12 protein-coding genes are annotated in these 17,274 nt (G+C 54.9%); 8 read left to right on the forward strand and 4 right to left on the reverse strand.

Features of this window, described 5'->3' with window-relative positions:
• The first annotated feature begins 41 nt into the window (after nt 1-41).
• The 4 genes from CHC02_RS15200 (at nt 42) to CHC02_RS15215 (ending at nt 8,174) form a co-directional block, all read left to right on the forward strand.
• Complete coding sequence (locus tag CHC02_RS15200; RefSeq protein WP_244160932.1) at nt 42-2,585, forward strand: fimbria/pilus outer membrane usher protein; 2,544 nt, start codon at nt 42-44, stop codon at nt 2,583-2,585.
• 41 nt (nt 2,586-2,626) lie between these two features.
• Nucleotides 2,627-3,754, forward strand: a complete 1,128-nt coding sequence (locus tag CHC02_RS15205) for a fimbrial protein (protein WP_167364803.1) — start codon at nt 2,627-2,629, stop codon at nt 3,752-3,754.
• A 100-nt stretch (nt 3,755-3,854) separates the two neighbouring features.
• Nucleotides 3,855-4,475 carry a response regulator transcription factor gene (locus tag CHC02_RS15210; protein ID WP_089392294.1) on the forward strand — a complete coding sequence of 207 codons (621 nt, stop codon included), beginning with the start codon at nt 3,855-3,857 and terminating at the stop codon, nt 4,473-4,475.
• An 18-nt stretch (nt 4,476-4,493) separates the two neighbouring features.
• Complete coding sequence (locus CHC02_RS15215; RefSeq protein ID WP_089392295.1) at nt 4,494-8,174, forward strand: transporter substrate-binding domain-containing protein; 3,681 nt, start codon at nt 4,494-4,496, stop codon at nt 8,172-8,174.
• On the opposite strand, the gene CHC02_RS15220 is transcribed toward CHC02_RS15215, so the two are convergent.
• Nucleotides 8,171-8,794: a response regulator transcription factor gene (locus CHC02_RS15220; protein WP_089392296.1), complete on the reverse strand. Its 624-nt coding sequence runs from the start codon at nt 8,792-8,794 to the stop codon at nt 8,171-8,173. The genes CHC02_RS15215 and CHC02_RS15220 overlap by 4 nt on opposite strands.
• A 578-nt stretch (nt 8,795-9,372) precedes the next feature.
• Between CHC02_RS15220 and CHC02_RS15225 the strand changes: the two genes are divergently transcribed.
• The 4 genes from CHC02_RS15225 (at nt 9,373) to CHC02_RS15240 (ending at nt 14,240) form a co-directional block, all read left to right on the forward strand.
• Nucleotides 9,373-9,906, forward strand: coding sequence for a fimbrial protein (locus CHC02_RS15225; protein ID WP_089392297.1), 534 nt, complete (start codon nt 9,373-9,375; stop codon nt 9,904-9,906).
• Nucleotides 9,907-9,991: 85 nt separating this feature from the next.
• Nucleotides 9,992-12,442: a fimbria/pilus outer membrane usher protein gene (locus CHC02_RS15230; RefSeq protein ID WP_244160931.1), complete on the forward strand. Its 2,451-nt coding sequence runs from the start codon at nt 9,992-9,994 to the stop codon at nt 12,440-12,442.
• 44 nt (nt 12,443-12,486) lie between these two features.
• Complete coding sequence (locus CHC02_RS15235; RefSeq protein WP_167364802.1) at nt 12,487-13,227, forward strand: fimbrial biogenesis chaperone; 741 nt, start codon at nt 12,487-12,489, stop codon at nt 13,225-13,227.
• Nucleotides 13,224-14,240 (forward strand): fimbrial protein, encoded by a 1,017-nt coding sequence (locus CHC02_RS15240; RefSeq protein WP_089392298.1) that lies wholly within the window; start codon nt 13,224-13,226, stop codon nt 14,238-14,240. The genes CHC02_RS15235 and CHC02_RS15240 overlap by 4 nt, the downstream gene beginning before the upstream one ends.
• Nucleotides 14,241-14,601: 361 nt before the next feature.
• Here CHC02_RS15240 and CHC02_RS15245 read toward each other — a convergent pair whose 3' ends face one another.
• The 3 genes from CHC02_RS15245 to CHC02_RS15255 form a co-directional block, all read right to left on the reverse strand.
• Nucleotides 14,602-15,009 carry an ANTAR domain-containing protein gene (locus tag CHC02_RS15245; protein ID WP_089392299.1) on the reverse strand — a complete coding sequence of 136 codons (408 nt, stop codon included), beginning with the start codon at nt 15,007-15,009 and terminating at the stop codon, nt 14,602-14,604.
• A 10-nt stretch (nt 15,010-15,019) separates the two neighbouring features.
• Nucleotides 15,020-16,300: an EAL domain-containing response regulator gene (locus tag CHC02_RS15250; RefSeq protein WP_089392300.1), complete on the reverse strand. Its 1,281-nt coding sequence runs from the start codon at nt 16,298-16,300 to the stop codon at nt 15,020-15,022.
• 307 nt (nt 16,301-16,607) lie between these two features.
• Nucleotides 16,608-17,261 (reverse strand): pentapeptide repeat-containing protein, encoded by a 654-nt coding sequence (locus CHC02_RS15255; protein WP_089392301.1) that lies wholly within the window; start codon nt 17,259-17,261, stop codon nt 16,608-16,610.
• Between the last annotated feature and the right edge of the window lie 13 nt (nt 17,262-17,274).

The following is a 17,274-nucleotide window of genomic DNA, read 5'->3' on the forward strand; positions in this document are numbered from 1 at the left end:
AGGCGTGCTCGCTCAGCTTTTACCGCTTCGTTGAGGTTTTCATGACTGTTTCCCCTGTTGCAGGAGCAATCCTGGCGACCCGGAGTTCTTTTGCCCAAAGTTCGCTGACTGCATTTCTTCTCGGTGCCGTGATGGGTGGCCTGGAGACTGCATCCGCAGCCGAAAATGTCGAAGACAAGGGAGTCATCTTCAACGAGGCCTTTCTGCCGCAAAGTTCGCGTGGGCTTGATCTTAGCCACTACGAAAAGGGTAATCCGGCATTGCCGGGTGAATATCGTGCCGATATCGAAGTCAATGGAAAACTCATAAGTCGCCAGGATATCCGGATTGTTGCCGCCGCGGGTAAAGGCAATACGTATGTCTGCTTCGAGCGTGCGCTGCTTGAACTGGTCGGTGTCGATGTAAATAAACTGTCGGCCAAGGCACTCGAACTCCTGGAGCAGGCAAAAGGTTGCACTTCCCTGCCTGAGCTCATCGAGGGGGCCAGTGCAGCATACAACCTTAGTGAGCAGCGTCTTGAGATCAGCATACCGCAGGCATTCATGCGCCGTGGTGCGCGTGGCTACGTCAGCCCGGAGCTATGGGACCGCGGAATCACCGCAGCCACTCTGGGGTATAACCTCAACGCCAACCATAACCAAACCGATTTTGGTAATTATGATTCTGCATATCTGGGGCTTGCAGCCGGACTGAATCTGGGCGATTGGCGCTTGCGCCACAATGGCTCGACGACGTGGCAGAAAGAGCTCGGGTACGACTATCAAGTCATCAACACTTATGCTCAGCGCGACCTCACCTCGCTCAAAAGCCAATTGACCCTTGGTGAAGCCAATACCGGCGGTGAGCTCTTTGACACCGTTGCATACCGTGGTGTCTCGATTTCCAGTGATGAACGCATGCAACCTGAATCGCTTCGCGGCTACGCACCGGTCATCCGGGGAATCGCCCGGACCAGTGCGCGCGTTGAGGTTCGACAGGCTGGCAATCTCCTGTATGAAACCAACGTTGCGCCGGGCGCTTTCGTCATCGATGACCTCTATCCGACAGGGTACGGCGGCGACCTCGATGTGACGGTCCACGAAGCGGATGGTAGCGAACAGAACTTCAAGGTTCCCTACGCCGCTGTGGGCCAACTGCTTCGCCCGGGTACCACTCGCTTCAGCGTGACTGCAGGTGAAACCCGCGACAACTTTGTCGACAAGCAGGCGAAGTTTGTCCAAGGAACCGTCCAGCGCGGCCTGACCAATAGCCTTACTGGCTACACCGGCGGCCAGGGTAGCGACGACTACATGGCGGTCATGACCGGCCTCGCCTTCAGCACCCCCATCGGGGCTCTGGCGGCGGATGTGACACATGCCCAGACGAACCTGGAGAGTGGGAAGGAGAACGGCCAGAGCGTACGGCTGACCTACAACAAGAACATCCTCAGCACTGGCAGCAATTTTGCGTTGGCCGCCTATCGCTTTTCCACTAGCGGTTACATGGACTTCAGCAATGCTTTACAGACGATCGACGCCGAAAGCGCCGGCCTTGATGCCAGCACCATTGGCCGCCCGCGCAATCGTTTGTCTTTCACGGCAGATCAAAGCCTGGGGCGTTTCGGCCATTTGTCCGCCACTGCCATACGACAGAACTACTGGAACATCCCGGGAACCGATCTGCAGTACCAAGCGGCATACAGCAAGCAGTTTGGCGATGTCAGCTTCAGCCTGAGCGCAAACCGCACACGAATGAGTGAGGGAGACATGCAGAACAGCCTGATGCTCACTGTCAGCATGCCGCTCAAGTTCGGTGACAGCACCTATCGACCGCAGCTCAGTGCAAGTGTAGGGCGTGACGCAAGTGGCGAGTACAACGAGCAAGTCACCCTCAGCGGGACTGCTGGCAAGGCCCGCCAGGTCAGCTACGGCATCACTGGTAGCCACCAAGGCGCGAGTAACGGCACCAGTACCTCCGTGAACGGGCAGTATATCGGTTCCAAGGCTATTGCCGGCGGCACCCTGAGCCAAGGTGACGGCTACCAAAGCGTTTCCTTGAACATGAGCGGCAGTGTGATTGCCCATCGGGGAGGCGTAACGCTGACCCCCTATCAGGGTGAAACCATGGCACTCGTCGGCGCCGAGGGCGCGGCTGGCGCAAAGGTGGCTGGCTTCCCGGGTCTCGAGCTGGACTCCAATGGGTACGCCGTAGTGCCCCATTTGCAGCCGTACGAACTGAATGAAGTATCCATTGATCCCAGTGGCACTTCCATGGACTTGGAACTCCAGGAAACCAGCCAGCAGGTTGCTCCGCGAGCCGGTGCAGTGGTTCTTCTCAAGTATGCCGCTGTGAAAGGCGATGCTGTCTTCGTTATTGCTTCTCAGAAGGATGGTAGCCCGGTTCCGTTCGGAGCGAGCGTTACCGACTCCAAGGGAGCCTCCATTGGCGTAGTGGGGCAGGCTGGACAGCTCTATGCGCGGCTGCAAGATGAGAACCGTGTGCTGAATGTCAGCTGGGGAGATCAAGCTCACCAAAGTTGTGTTCTGATTTTGCCCGTCGAAAAGGAAAAAAAGCCGGCAACCGAGGTGGTTTGTAAGCAGGCATAAACCACAATGAAAGTTATGCAATGGGGTTGCGGAGGGAAAAGATGATCAAGCGAAATATAATCAGCACGTTGATTGCGGTTTTTTGTTTAACTTCTTCGAGCCTTGCATGGTCGGCTATGTGCGGGTACGCCCCCAGTAACTCGTCAGGGAATGGCCCTCTTGTCGCTTCCATACCATTGCAGGCGTCAACTATAACTGTGGGGCGAGATGTGCCTTTAGGAAAGGAAGTGCTCAGACAGACCTTTCAGGTTTCTGGGAAAATTGACTTGCAATGTGATCGAGAGGTATGGGCGAATATTCAATATGCTCTTCCTACAATTCCTTTGGGAAAATCTAGTTGGGTCGGAAGCCCATATGCAGGAAATGTCTATAAGACAGACGTTCCAGGCATAGGGGTAGCCATTACGCACCTTGGAACCGTCATGCCCAGTAATAGAGATATGGTCCTTTGTAGTGGGAATGTCAGTCAGTGCACAAATACCATCACGTCTTTCGTAAATCCTATAGTTTTGTCATTCATTAAAATTGGAGAAGTTGCACCGTCTACTATTTCTGGCGCAAGTTTGCCCACTATAAGAGTAGACGTGACTGAAAAGGAAAGTGGGAATAGGATTACGCTGGGTAGTTTTAGTTATGTAGGCGCTGTAAACGTGGTCTCAGCCACATGCTTGACACCGGACGTTCCGGTTAATTTAGGCTCGCATCAGATTGGGGCAGGGACACTTGGGCCCGAAAAAACTACACCATTTGTGGCGTTTGACATCGTCCTTAGTAATTGTCCAGCGTTTGCCGGGTATGCTGCAGAGCAATGGTCTAGTGCCGGCACAGGCCAAATATGCCAAGAAAAAGCATGTATGCCAAGTGGGATGTCGGCAACTAATTCGCTGCGTTTCAGATTAGATCCGATGTATGGATCCGATTTTCCTACAAAGGGAATTGTAAAGCTGGATGGAGTTGAGGGTTCGGCCACAGGTGTTGGTATCGAGATTTCTCGCCCTGCCGGAGGGTCGGTTGTACCTATAGGAACCTTTGTTTATGGACCTGGAGTGACGGGCGTTGACGGTGCGACCTATAAGATTCCGCTGCGTGCCAGATATGTTCAGACCGAAAGCAAGGTTACTCCTGGGCCAGCAAACTCATCTGTTATGTTTACCATCGATTATCAATAGTCAGATCGAGGCTATAAGCTGCTCATGACCGTGAGCAGCTTATATGTATAAGGCTATATCACTATCTCCTTCATAAACAGCACTGTTCAGCGGGGGCAGGATGGCTAGGTTCGTTGTTGTGGATGAGCGTTCCATGGTGCGGACTGCTTTACGAGGGGTCCTGGAGGGCGGTGGATTCACGGTGATTGGCGAAGCGGAAGGGGGAGATGGTGCTGTTGACCTGATAGCAAATAGAAAGCCCGATGCTGTAGTTATTGGGTTGGTTGCCCCGACTATACGCGGACTTGAGTTGATTTCCCGGATAGTGTCATTTTCTCCTTCCTCTAAGATAATAGTGTACTGCTCAGCCGATTCAATTGGTGAGATCAAAGGTGCCATTAGATTTGGCGCTTCCGCTGTCGTGAAGAAAGATCAGGGAGTAGATGACTTCTGTGAGGTGGTTAGAAGTGTCCTGTCCGGACATAAAATATTTCCAGTAATAGAGCTTGAAGAAACACTGGGTGCTGCTATACCTACCACTATCGAGCTTCTTGGCAGGCTTACCAGAAAAGAGTTGAGTATCTTTAGGTGCCTGGTAGAGGGTAAGACGGTTAGGCAGATAGCTGAGGAAAAATATCTGAGTGTTTCAGCCGTTTACGCCTACAGAACAAAATTACTGGAAAAGTTGGAGCTTGAAAATGTAAGCGATATTCAGCAGTACGCAGAGGGCAGCTCTTGCTAACGGTGGAGTTTAGATCAGATGCGCATCTGCATTGTTTTTCTTGTTTGCGTACTTGCATGGATACGGACAGGATATTGTGCGCCGTATGAGAGTGATGTGCAATTGGAACTCTACTCTCGGGCCAATTCGGAACATAAAGAGTTGGATTTAGGGTCGGAGCAGTGGAAATGGCTGAGGAAGAAGGGAAGGCTAGTCGTTGGCGTGTCGGAGCCTGACTATAGACCATTCGACATAACGATCAATGATGATAGGTATGAGGGGATTACTGCGGATGTTCTCGGTCTGATTTCGAGGTACTTGGGGGTCAATGTTGTCATTCGCTCATTTCCTGACCGAAACAAAGCAATAGAAGCACTCAAGTCAGGAGAAACCGACCTGCTTGCCAGTGCAAATGGATATGACGCGACTGATGTGTCTATTCTACTGACGACTCCTTATGCTCCTGACCAGCCGGCCCTCTTTAGCCGGCTCAATGACTCGCGTATTTTCAACGGTCAGCTTGACGGTGTCAGGGTAGCTGTCCCCTATGACTATATTACTCGCGATGTCGTATTGAATAATTTCCAAGGCTCGCTGGTGGAGTTCTATAAGTCCAGGCAGGAAGCTCTTGCTGCCCTGGCATTCGGGCGTGCCGACCTTTACCTTGGTGATATTCTCTCCTCTAATCTTCTTATCAATGAAAATTATTTCAATTTCGTAAAGATCGAGAGGATGGTCGATATTAATACGCGAGGGACGAGCTTTGCCATCAGAAGAAATGATGAACTATTGCTAGGCATAGTCAATTCCGCCATCAAGGCTATAGATCGCAAGGACTACGATGAGATATTAAGGCGGTGGGCCGGTGGTACTCAAGCGATCACGGCGAAGAAGATAGAGCTTACCGATGGCGAGCGGGAGTGGATTTCCAAACACCCCATTGTTCGTATTGCCGTCAGCCTGGATCAAGCTCCAATAGCATTCATGGATAGTGATGGAAATTTCAGTGGTATTGCATCGGATATTCTTAAGATAGCCAGTTTCAATACAGGAATAAAATTCGAGCCAGTCTATCTGGACAGGGTTAGCGATTTGCAGAGTGCTGTATTGGATGGCAAGGCCGAGCTGGCATGCCTTACGAAAATACCAAGTCGGGAGGAGTTCTTGCGGTTCACCGAGAATTTTGCTTATTCTCCTTTCGTGGTCATGACGAACAATAAGAATACCAATATCATCTCTCTTGAGCAGTTGCGTGGTAAACGGGTGGCCATCCCTAAAGGGCATGTGGTAATAGAGAAGCTTAGGCGCTTTTATCCCGATATAGATATTGTCGAAACATCGAATTTGTTCGAATCCATGGATGCTGTCTCTTCAGGAGAGGTGTTGGCGACTATTGCGCCAATGGGGATTGCGCGATTCTACTCGGATCGTGTGGAAGGTCTCAATATATCTATAAATAATGTCATTGACGTCGACGGAGCAAGATTCCCATTTGTAATGAAACGGTCCGATGTGGAGTTGCAGTCAATACTTGATAAGGTTTTGGCTGACATTCCGCCGGATGAATTGAATGTTATCAGCAGTCGCTGGAGAGGTAACCCGGCTGTTCGCATAAAGAGTTGGAAGGACTATCGTCCTTTAATTATCCAGATTGTGAGCGTTGCCATTCTTCTACTCGCGGTTTCCTTTGTGTGGAATGCCTATTTGCGTCGCCAGATCGCGCAGAAGAATCAGGCAAAGCAGGCTTTGGATGAGCAGTTGCTTTTTATGCAGGCGCTTATCAATGGTACTCCGCATCCCATATATGTTAGAGATAAGGAAGGGCGGCTGCTGTCATGCAATAAATACTATCTGCAGGCCATTGGTAGAGAGCTTGAAGACGTTGTTGGAAAGTATTCATTCGAAGGCGTGAAGGCCAACCACAAGGAGGCGAGTGCACTACATTCCGATTATTTGAGAGTCATGCGCACCGATACCCCCTTTGAAATGGATAGAACACTTCATCTGAGAGGTGGGGCTACGACAGTCTATCACTGGATATATCCATACAAGGCATCCAATGGTGATACCCAGGGTGTGATCTGTGGTTGGATAGACATCAGTGAGCGACGCCGTTTGATTGAGGAGTTAAAGACTGCAAAAGATCTGGCTGACGCGGCTAGTCGAGCTAAAACGACCTTTCTAGCCACGATGAGTCATGAAATCAGAACGCCTATGAATGCCATAATAGGTTTGCTGGAACTCTCCATCAGAGGGTCGGAAACCATAGACCGAACACTTATCGAAGTGGCTCATGATTCTGCCATTAGCCTTCTGGAGTTGATTGGGGATATTCTGGATGTAGTGAGGATCGAGTCAGGGAGCTTGGCTATTCTGCCTCGGCGAGCAAGCATCATTGAGTTGTCCGAATCTGTCCTGCGGGTTTTCAATGGTTTAGCGCGGCAAAAAAACCTATCGCTGTCCTTGCACTGCAACGAGGCCGTGGCTGGCGAATTCATGGTCGACCCAGTTCGCTACAAACAGATTCTCTCCAATCTAGTGGGTAACTCCATAAAGTTCACGGATGTGGGGGGGGTTGTAGTAAATTTAAGTGGGGTTAGTAAGGGAAACTCCATGGTGGAGGTTGAAGTTACTGTAGAGGATACTGGCATTGGGATAACAGAGGTGGACCAAAGCAAGTTGTTCGAGCCCTTTGAACAGGTGGAGGCTCAGGAGCACGCTGCGAGAGGTGGAACCGGGCTGGGGTTGGCGATATGTCGCTCGCTCGCGGAACTGATGGGAGGGTCGCTCTCACTCAGCAGTAAGCTTGGGGTTGGTACCTGTGTGAGTCTAAAGCTATGCCTTAGTGCTCTTGAGTCGCAAGAGATATCAGAGCAGGTAGATGAATCACCTCTCTTTCAAGGTGATCTGAAAAGCTTGAATATACTTGTGGTAGACGATAACTCCGCAAATCGTTTGGTTCTTTCCCAGCAGTTGTCATATTTGCAGCATGACGTTATCAGTGCCGCAGATGGCGCCGAAGCTTTTCGGATATGGCGTAGCGGTGATTTTGACATTGTAATTACTGACTGCAACATGCCGGTAATGAATGGGTATGAGTTTACCCGTAATATTCGTGATGCCGAATTCAAGCGTGGTGCCAAACCGGTGGTGGTTTTTGGTTTTACCGCTAATGCACAGCCTGAGGAAGTACAGCGTTGCGTTGCCGCTGGTATGAACGATTGCCTTTTCAAACCGGTTACCATAGATGATCTCGATAAAGTTATCCGGAAGTGGATGGCCTCTATAAGTGATTCTGCGCAGGTCTCAAGGGTAGGTGTTCTGCCGATCGAGCCTGGTCGTCACTTAAAGGGTGAGGCCGGCGAGGCCAAATTCGATTTGGCCCCGCTTAGAAGAGTCGCGAAGGAAAATAATGAAGTTCTGCGGTTGATGCTGGTTGAATTTCTCAAGACTAATCGGGAAGACCTGGAAAAGCTACTGGCTTGCTGGAGGGCTCGTGATCTGTCAGGTTTGTCCGAAATTGCGCATAAGCTAAAGGGAGGTGCTAAGTTTCTCCATGCTTTAGACTTAATAGAGGCATGTCAGGCTGTCGAAATTCTAGCGCGTGATGTCGCAACTGATTTTGACGATTTGGAACTGGCTGTTGACGTTGTCAAGGACGAAGCCGAGGAGGTGATAGCCGCCCTTGCAATGGAAATTGATCGCCTAGCGGCGGGCTAAATATTATTCCGCTTTGCGATTTCAATGAGGTCGACAAGGGAGGTGGCATTGAGCTTCATTATTAGCCTTGTCTTATAGGTGCTTACCGTTTTGTTGCTCAGCAACAGGTCGCGCGCTATTTCGATATTGCTTTGGCCGATAACCAATCTTTTCAAAACCATGATTTCTCTATTTGATAATGACTTGAGTAGCTCGCTCTCTGAGCTATTCGTGGACGAGGGATTGTCGGTGTTTAATACGATATCAGGGAAGAAGCTATAGCCGGATATGAGTGCTTTTATTGCTCGCTGAAGTTCGGTCAGGCTTTCGTCTTTAGTAATAAAGCCGTTTGCGCCAGCCTTCAGACAACGCGCAGCGAATAGCTCGGCAGGTTGAGACGTCAAAATCAGGATTCTTGGTTTTGGAGACATTGTCTTGACTCTTGATATAACCTCCAGTCCGTTTAGTTGAGGAATCCCAATGTCGAGAATGACAATCTCTGGCGCATGAGCGCGGACAATCGATACTGCTTCAACGCCATTGCCTGTTTCGCCAACGATCTCGTGCCCCTCTTGTTGCAGCAGAACCTTGATAGCCAAGCGGATCGCTGGATGATCATCTACTAGCACTACCTTAGCCATGACCTCTTCCTTATAAGTTCGTTTTGTTATAAGAGTCATACTTCATCATTTCTCACAGTGTAGTGGCAAGGTCTCACGAGTAAAATAGACGTTTCCTACACAAATTCAGTAATCGCAGCGTAGCGATTGGTCTACTCCGTAATGGCTGTGTGAACTGCTCGATCGGTCTCATACGGGGACTCATCGCTCTGTTCGGGTGCCAGCTTCATGTTGATGCAAGGGGTAGCCAGGGGAGGGTGGGTCCCATTGCCGAGGTGTGCGCGTCGTCACCGCGATATCAAGCCGAACGAAAAACATCATGGTCTTCGCTGGGAAATGTCCTACGAGTCGCGGGGATTTATCTGACATTTCTGGAGGATGGCATTGAGCAACATGGCTCCTGCGTCAGACATGTCTGGCGTTCAACAAGTTCATTGCCTGCAAGCTTTTCCTACATACAGCTGAATCGGATAAGTAATCGATGCGATCTGAAGTGGGAGAGGGGGCGATGTCTCTGATAGGACAGAGGCGGGTGGTGCGAAGTATGGACGCAGGACGGCTGGCGCAAGACAAACAACTATCTATTGAGATGCCATTCAATGAAAAAGTTCGTTGCTATTTCTGCCGCTTCCGTCGTCATGGGGCTGACCACCTTCGCAAATGCTGCCACCCCGGCCAGTGGTAACCCGGGCACCGTGCGCTTTATCGGTGAGATCGTCTCCGGCGCTTGCGGTATCGATGCCAAGTCCCTGGACCAGACTGTGTCCCTGGGGCAGGTTCCGGCCAGCCAGTTCAAGGCCGTTGGTGATCGTTCCACTCCGACCAAGTTCGACATCGTGCTGACCGAGTGCGATACCACCACCCAAAAGAACGCCCGCTTCACCTTCAGTGGCGTGCAGGACCCTGCGGTTCCTGCTCTGTTCGCCACCACTGGCTTGGCCAAGAACGTAGGTATCCGTCTGCAGGCCAGCGCTGGCGAAATGCTGGAGAACGGCAAGGAGCAGGTTGCCCCGGTAGTCCTGCAGGACGGCACCAATACCGTCAGCTTCGCCGCCATGTACGAAGCCACCGCAGCGAACGTCACCACCGGTGAGGCCGACAGCGTCGCCAACTTCACCGTCGCTTACAACTAATCCGCCCTTATCGGCTGTTGTAGAAAAAAGGGGCGGTAGCCCCTTTTTTCTTGTTTGTCTTCTTCCGGATCAACAGGTGGTTTTCGTGCGTCGTCGCAAACTTCTTTTGTCTTGCGTGTTGATTTCCTGTGCGCGTTATTCGTGTGCGGTGGAATTCAATTCGGAGTTCCTGAACATTGATGATAACGACGGTGTAAGCCTAGAGAAATTTGCCCGGGCCCAATACGCGGAGCCGGGAAGTTACCTGCTGGATATCATGGTGAACCAACGTTACTTCGGAACACGCTCCATTGAGTTCAGGAGCAGCGATGATGGGCAGAGCAGCTACGCTTGCCTGCCGGAAGAACTGGTGGCTATGTTTGGCCTCAAGGCCGAACTGCTCAAGACGTTGCCGCGCTTGGCGGGCGGCCAGTGCATGGACGTGCGCGCCATCGACGGCGCCACTGTCAGATACGAGCAGAACCTCGGTCGACTCTCCATCAGCCTGCCCCAGGCCTCGCTCGAATATGATGATCCGAGTTACATGCCGCCGGCGGCCTGGAGCAATGGCCTCGACGGTGCTCTGCTGGATTACCGGGTCATAGCCAACCATCGCCAATCCACCGCTTCCAGCGCCTCAGGTGATTCCACCCTCCTTCAGAGCTATGGCACCGCCGGCCTGAATATCGATGCGTGGAGAGTTCGAGCGGACTACCAGGCTCAGCAGGAAAGTGGCGGCCAGGACAATACGTTCAACGACCAAGGTTTCCAACTTAACCGTTTATACGCCTACCGAGCGCTACCCTCGATCCGCTCGAAGCTGTCGGTGGGTGAGGACTACCTTAACTCGGACATCTTCGACACCTTCGCCCTGCGTGGTGTAAGTCTGAGCAGTGATGACCGCATGCTGCCGCCCAATCTGCGCGGCTACGCGCCGCTGATCAGTGGGCTGGCACGCACCAATGCGACGGTCACGGTTTCCCAGCAAGGGCGCGTGCTGTATTCAACCACGGTGACGCCGGGCGCCTTCAGTATCCAGGACCTGAGCAGTAGCGTGCAGGGCACTCTGGATGTGACGGTGCGTGAAGAGGATGGCACCGAACAGGCCTTCACCGTCACCACCGCAGCTGTCCCGTTTCTCTCTCGCGAGGGTGAGTTGCGCTACAAGGTATCGGCCGGCCAGCCGCGCTTGACCGGCAGCGGCGGCATCGAGCCGAACTTCATCGCCTCGGAGTTTGCCTATGGCCTGCCCAGGGACGTAACCATGTATGGCGGCATGCTGGCGGCGCAGGACTACCTGTCCAGCGCCGTGGGCATCGGCAAGGACCTTGGCGCGTTCGGCGCGCTGTCTGCGGATGTAACCAACTCCCGTGCGAAGCTGCGCTGGAACGACAAGACGAGGGTGGGCAACTCTTATCGGCTTAACTATTCCAAGCGTTTCGACGCCATCGACACCGACCTGCGCTTTCTCGGCTACCGCTTTTCGGATCGGACCTTCACCAACTTCTCTCAGTTTGTCGGCGACCCCGAGTCTTACTCGCTGAATTCGAGCAAGCAGCGTTACTCGGTGATGCTCGCTAAACATTTCTCCTGGCTCTCTGCAAGCCTTTCCTATGATCACTCAACTTACTGGGATGTGCCGTCCACGGATCGTTTTGGTTTGTCCCTGGCGCGCAGTTTCTCGGTAGGCAAGCTCAAAAACGTCAACGTCAACCTGTCGGCTTTCCAGACGAAGAACTCACAGAACAACGACTCGCAGATACTCCTGAGCGTGAGTATTCCCTTGAGTAGCAGTTCGATCATGTCGAGCAACGTACAGCACTCCAGTTCCAGCTCTTCCTCAACCAGCGTCGGCTATAGCCACGACTATGGCGACGGGCTGAGCTACCAGCTCTATGGCGGCATAGGCGACAACAAGTACGCCAACGCTTATGTGGCCAAGCGCGGCTCCATCTACAGGGCAAACGCGTCTGTTACTACCGATGGCAATACTTACCGCTCCTTCACAGCTGAGGTCGACAGCTCGCTGGTGGCTACGCGCCATGGGGTGTCGGCTCATGGGAACGGTTCCAACGGCGATACGCGGTTATTGGTTTCCACCGATGGCGTGCCGGATGTGGCCTTTGGCGGGCAGACACGCTCCGATGCCCGGGGTTACGCGGTCATGGACGGATTGCCCTCGTTCCAGGCCTATGAGGCCCGCGTGAACATGGAAAAGCTGCCGCTGGACATCGATGTGAGCAACCCGGTGCAACGCCTGGCGCTGACCGAGGGAGCCATCGGCTACGTCAACTTCACCACAGGGCGCGGTCGAAACGCCTATGTCGCGCTGACCCAGGCCAATGGCAGGGCTGTGCCCTTCGGCGCCTCGGTCCAGGACAAACAGACCAGCAAGGAGGTGGGCATCGTGGGTGAAGAGGGGGTGGTCTACCTGCTCGGGGCGAAGGTGGGGGCGGAGCTGGTAGCCCGTTGGGGAAATGCGGGCAGTTGCACGCTGGCTGAATTGCCGGAAGAGGCCAGCATGACCAACGTTGCCAGACCGCTGCCATGCCGCTAGGCAGGCTGTGTCCTTTCTCAATCGCTCAATTTGGAGAGCCATTCATGTCCCATGCTTTCATTCTGCGCCATCAGGCGCTTCGTAGCGGCCTGATGGCCGCTTTCCTTGCCCCATTGCTGGCCCAGGCCGCTGTGATGCCAGATCGCACGCGTGTCATTTTCGAGGAGGGCTCTCAAGCAGTCAGCGTCACCCTCAGCAACAAGAATCCGCAGTTGCCGTTCGTGGTGCAGTCCTGGATCGAAAACGAGCAGGGCAAAAGGATCACCAGCCCCTTTATGGTGCTGCCGCCCCTGCAACGCATCGAGGCCAATGAGCGCAGCATGATTCGAATCGTCAAGTTGCCGGAAACGGCCTTGCCCGCGGACAGGGAGTCGGTGTTCTACCTCAACGTGCGGGAGATTCCACCCAAGAGCGATGCGGCCAACTCGATACAGATCGCGTTGCAATCGAAGATAAAGCTGTTCTACCGCCCGGCTTCGGTAAAGCGTGAGCGTGGTCAGGATGTCGCGCGAGGGCTGGAAATCAAAATCGACCATGCCGGCAAGCAATTGCTGGTCGCCAACCCGACGCCTTTCCATATCACCGTGGTCGGCCTGTTGGCGGGCGAGGAGAAGAGGAGGCTGCCGATCGAGGCTGTCATGATCGATCCCCATGGCTCTGCCCGGTTTGCGCTAGCCAGCACATCGATCACTACGCTGCGGGTGTCCCACATGAATGACTTCGGCGGCCAGACCGATACCCCGTTCACCTGCTCGGCAATCCAGTGCAAGGCGGAGAACCCATGAAATACCGTCGCTGGATCAAACTCTGCCTCACTGCCTTGTTGCTGGCTCTTTCGCAGGCGTCCTTTTCGATGCAGTGCAAGTCGATGGATGGCGGCACCTACCTGAGGGAGGCGATCGGCCCGGTCTCGGTGCCGGACACTGTACCGGATGGAACTATCATCTGGCGGTCGAGGACCCATGTCGTGCCGGCCAAGTGCTGGAAAGCCTACGACCAGCACTTTGCCGAAGATGATCCTATCTACTTCTACGGCAACCCCGCCGGACTTGATGCCACTTCCTGGGGAATCGAGTTCGGCCTGGTGTACAAGCGAGTGACGGCCTGGGATGGCGACTGGAGCGCCAACCCGACCCAGGGCGTGAACAGTGGTTTCATCTCGCGCGGCTGTCCCAGCGCGGCTGGAACAGGGGATATGAGTTGCTCGGAGGTGTACCCGACCATTGCGTTCCAGGTGGTGATCCGCAAGCGCGGACTCCTGCCGTTGCAACGCCCATCGCAGGATACCTACGACGTATTCCAGTTCGACGGTTTGTACGGGCTAAACGGCGGCCCGAGCAACCCTTTCGGCAATTTCCGTTTCCAGCTCACGGGCCTGCAGAACATTGTCGGCACGGCCTGCACGGTCGATGTGACCGTGACTCCGGAACCGGGCACCGTCGATTTTGGTGTAATCCAGAAGACCACCACTGGTTTCTCGCCACCCCAACCGACAAAGCCCTTCAGCTTGGCGCTGGAGAAGAAGTGCAGTAGCGCCATCAACATCGGCGCGACCTTCGTCACTGCGAACCAACATGGGGATTACACCGTCCTGCCGGCGGGTGACAGTCAGTTCGGTATCCAGATCCGGGATAGGCACAGCAACTTGGTGCCGATCAACGAGCCTTTCCCGTTGGCCAATTTTGCCGCGGATATAAATCGCATCGATGTGCCCTTCAGCGCCAGTGTGGTTTCTCTGGGCGATCCCCGGGTGGGGCCGTTCGAAGCGACCATGGTGGTCCAGTTGATCTATTACTGAGGCACAGCGAGATCGCTCGGATCAATTGATTCCAGACGTTCCGACCGGATATCGCCTTGCCTTCGAATATTTGTGCGGAGAATACATAGCGCCCTCATTGGGCGCTTTGTTTCAAAGGCACGCGTCTTCGGTTCGGAAATAAGCTATTTCTTGGCGCCTATGAAGTCCGCCCGATCATGATATTCGGCAGCAGCGCCGGATGCTGATGCTGGGCAGGCCCGGTTCGACACCGGCAAAGCGCTCATGAGGCATGTGCGCCCAGCGCGTCATCGATCATCTGGCGGGGCAAGTGCCGCATCATTTCGCGGTGTTCGTGCGTGGCGGCGTCCACCGGATGGAGGCGGACGCTGACAGGTCGGCGTCAGGGCTGCAGAGCGAGGCGCCGCTCGATATGACGTGCCGCTTGAGGATCGACCCGTCCCATGAATGCCCTGAGATCGGGGAGCTCCAGGGAGCCAGGGAGGCATATGCAGGTGCCTTCTGGGGGGAGGGGGACAAACTGTTCCGGCAGGAACTGGCCCTGGTAGATCAATCCGTTCAGGCACACGCCGGCCAGGAACATGCGATCGAGTGACCTGCTGGCGATGAGCGGACCATTGATGATCAGCACATCGAAGGGATGGCCGCAGCGGCCCAATATCTGCGCTTCTTCCAAGGATGAAGCCGTGGCGATGCGGTGGTAGCCCAGCTGGTTGAGCAGGCGCTCCACCAGTAACAGCTGATGGTGCCGGCTATCAGCGATCAGGATGCGTAGTGCCTTGCTGGCCATGCGGCGTTCCTCACTGGCCGTATAGGCAGGTGCCCGGCTGCCAGGCATCGCTACGGACATGCCAACGCGAACCCATCAGGTCGGTGGGGGCAGGCAGGTTCTCGACGAGCATGCCTGGCGCTTCCCTGTGCAGCAGGCGAGTCAGTGCGTGCCCCATGACCGGCTTGCAGAGGTAGTGCCCCTGCGCTATTTCACAACCCAACTGCTGCAAGTGTTGAAACTGGCTCTTGCATTCCACGCCTTGGGCCACTACCGGCAGGCCCAACGCTCGGCCGAGAGCGAGGGTGCCGGATAGCACCGCTCTGCGGCGGGGATTCTCCTCTAGATCATCAAGGAAGCGCGCGTTCAGTTTCATTTCGGTGAATGGCAGCTCAACCAGACGTTCGAGTGTGGACTGGTCGGAGCCGAAGTCGTCGATGGCCAGCCCACAACCAATCGTACGTAGGCGTAGCAGGTTCTTGAGGCAAAACGTCGGCATCTGAATGCTGCCCATTTCGCTCAGTTCGAAAGTGATGTGTCGTGGATCGATACCAAGGCGCGCCAGGCAATGGGATACTCGCACCGCGAAACCGGGTTGCGCCAGTTGTGCAGCTTCCAGGTTGAACGCAAAGTGAAAGTGGCGGCCGCCATAAGCCTGTAACACACTTGCTGCCTGATCTATCAGGGAAAATAACAGCGCATCAAGCAACCCCTGGCGGCGCAGTGCCGGTAGGAAATGGCCGGGTAGGAGGATATCGTCGTATGCTCGTTGCCAGCGCGCCAGGACTTCGAAGCCAGCGATGCCGCCGGTCTTCAGGGAAAACTTGGGTTGCATCGCCGGACGTATCTCGCCTCGACTCAAGGCTGCAATCACTTCGTGCTCGGAGGGAATTTCCTGGAGCGTGGGTAGACCCGGCAAGTCCAGACCGTGCCTGGGGAAACCATCGAGCAAGGCAGCCATCTGATCATGGGTCGCTGTCTCGTTGCTCAAGTGCATTACTTGCAAACCTTGAAGGCGCAGCAGTTTGGCGAGTGCCGGCCAGGTGCCCTTCGCCAGTTCGCCAATGATGGCCACGCCATGGGTCAGCCGCTCGCGCGCAACGGCCTGGAGGAAGTCCAGTCGCGCAGCAGGGTTGACGCGCAGATCACAGAGCAGCAAGTGCACGCCTCCAGCCTCGCGCATTTGCCGTAACGCGACAACGTCGTCGGACATCTCCAGGACAGTGGCATAGCCAAGCTGCCGCAAGAGCGTCGTGGCAATGGTGCGATGAAGGCTAGGGGTTTGCAGATTGAGCGCGGAAGGCGGACGCATGGCCAGTTCCTAGAGTAAGGGGGAGATGTCCTGATTCTGGAAGGACATCGCTGGCAGTCATCTCGGCCATTTCTCTCTGTCGTGTAGGATTTTTCCTAATGACGGCTTCGAGCAGACGCAGGTATTGCCGAATTGATTTTCGGTGATGTTTTGTCTGTTCCCCTCAACGAACAAGATGCGGTATGCGCCAATTGGTTGCTCCCCCTCTGGTTAGAAGAGGGCACGGAGCAACGCTTGCACACGTTTCTAACCGGAAAACCCCATTCGCGAACAAGCTCGCTCCTACAGTCGGTGCCGAGCGTAGCGCTCAATCCCAGCCACCGGGACAGCCCTTGCACCCCTGCATATTCGTCCCCTGGAAATTCCCGAACCTCGGCTTGCTGCCCCGCAGGTCCGCATCCTCCAGGTTCGCCTCCGCCAGCTTCACCTCCTGCAGGTTCGCATCGCGCAAATCCGCCCCCTTGAGGTCCGCTCGGGACAGCCAGGTCATCTCCAGGTCCGCCGCGCGCAGGTTGGCCTGGTGCAGTTTGCCGCCGCTCAGGCGGGCGAATTCGAGGTAGGCGGCGGTGAGGTCGGCGCCTTGCCATTGGGCGCCCTGGGCGAACAGGCCCCAGGCCTGGATGGCCACCAGGCTGGCGCCGGAGAGGTCGGCGGCGCGCAGGTTGGCTTGTTGCAGGCTGGCGCGGGTGAGGTTGGCGCCGCGCAGGTTGGCTTTTTCCAGGTTGGCCAGGTCCAGGGTGGCGTGGCGCAGGTCGGCGCCCGACAGGTCCGCGCCGGCGAGGTTCATGCGGCTGAGGTCCTGGCCTTTCAGATCGGCGCCACGCAGGTCGGCGCCGGGGCACTGGCTGCCGGGCTCTATGCGGCAGTGGGCGATGACGGTGGCGTCGGTGTCGGCGGATTCGTCGTTGGCGTGGGCCGGGCCGGCCAGCAGCAGGGCGGCGAGCAGGGTGGTGGTTTTCATGGCGTTCTCCCGG

It is taken from the genome of Pseudomonas delhiensis, from assembly GCF_900187975.1.
Classification (GTDB): Bacteria; Pseudomonadota; Gammaproteobacteria; order Pseudomonadales; family Pseudomonadaceae; genus Pseudomonas; species Pseudomonas delhiensis.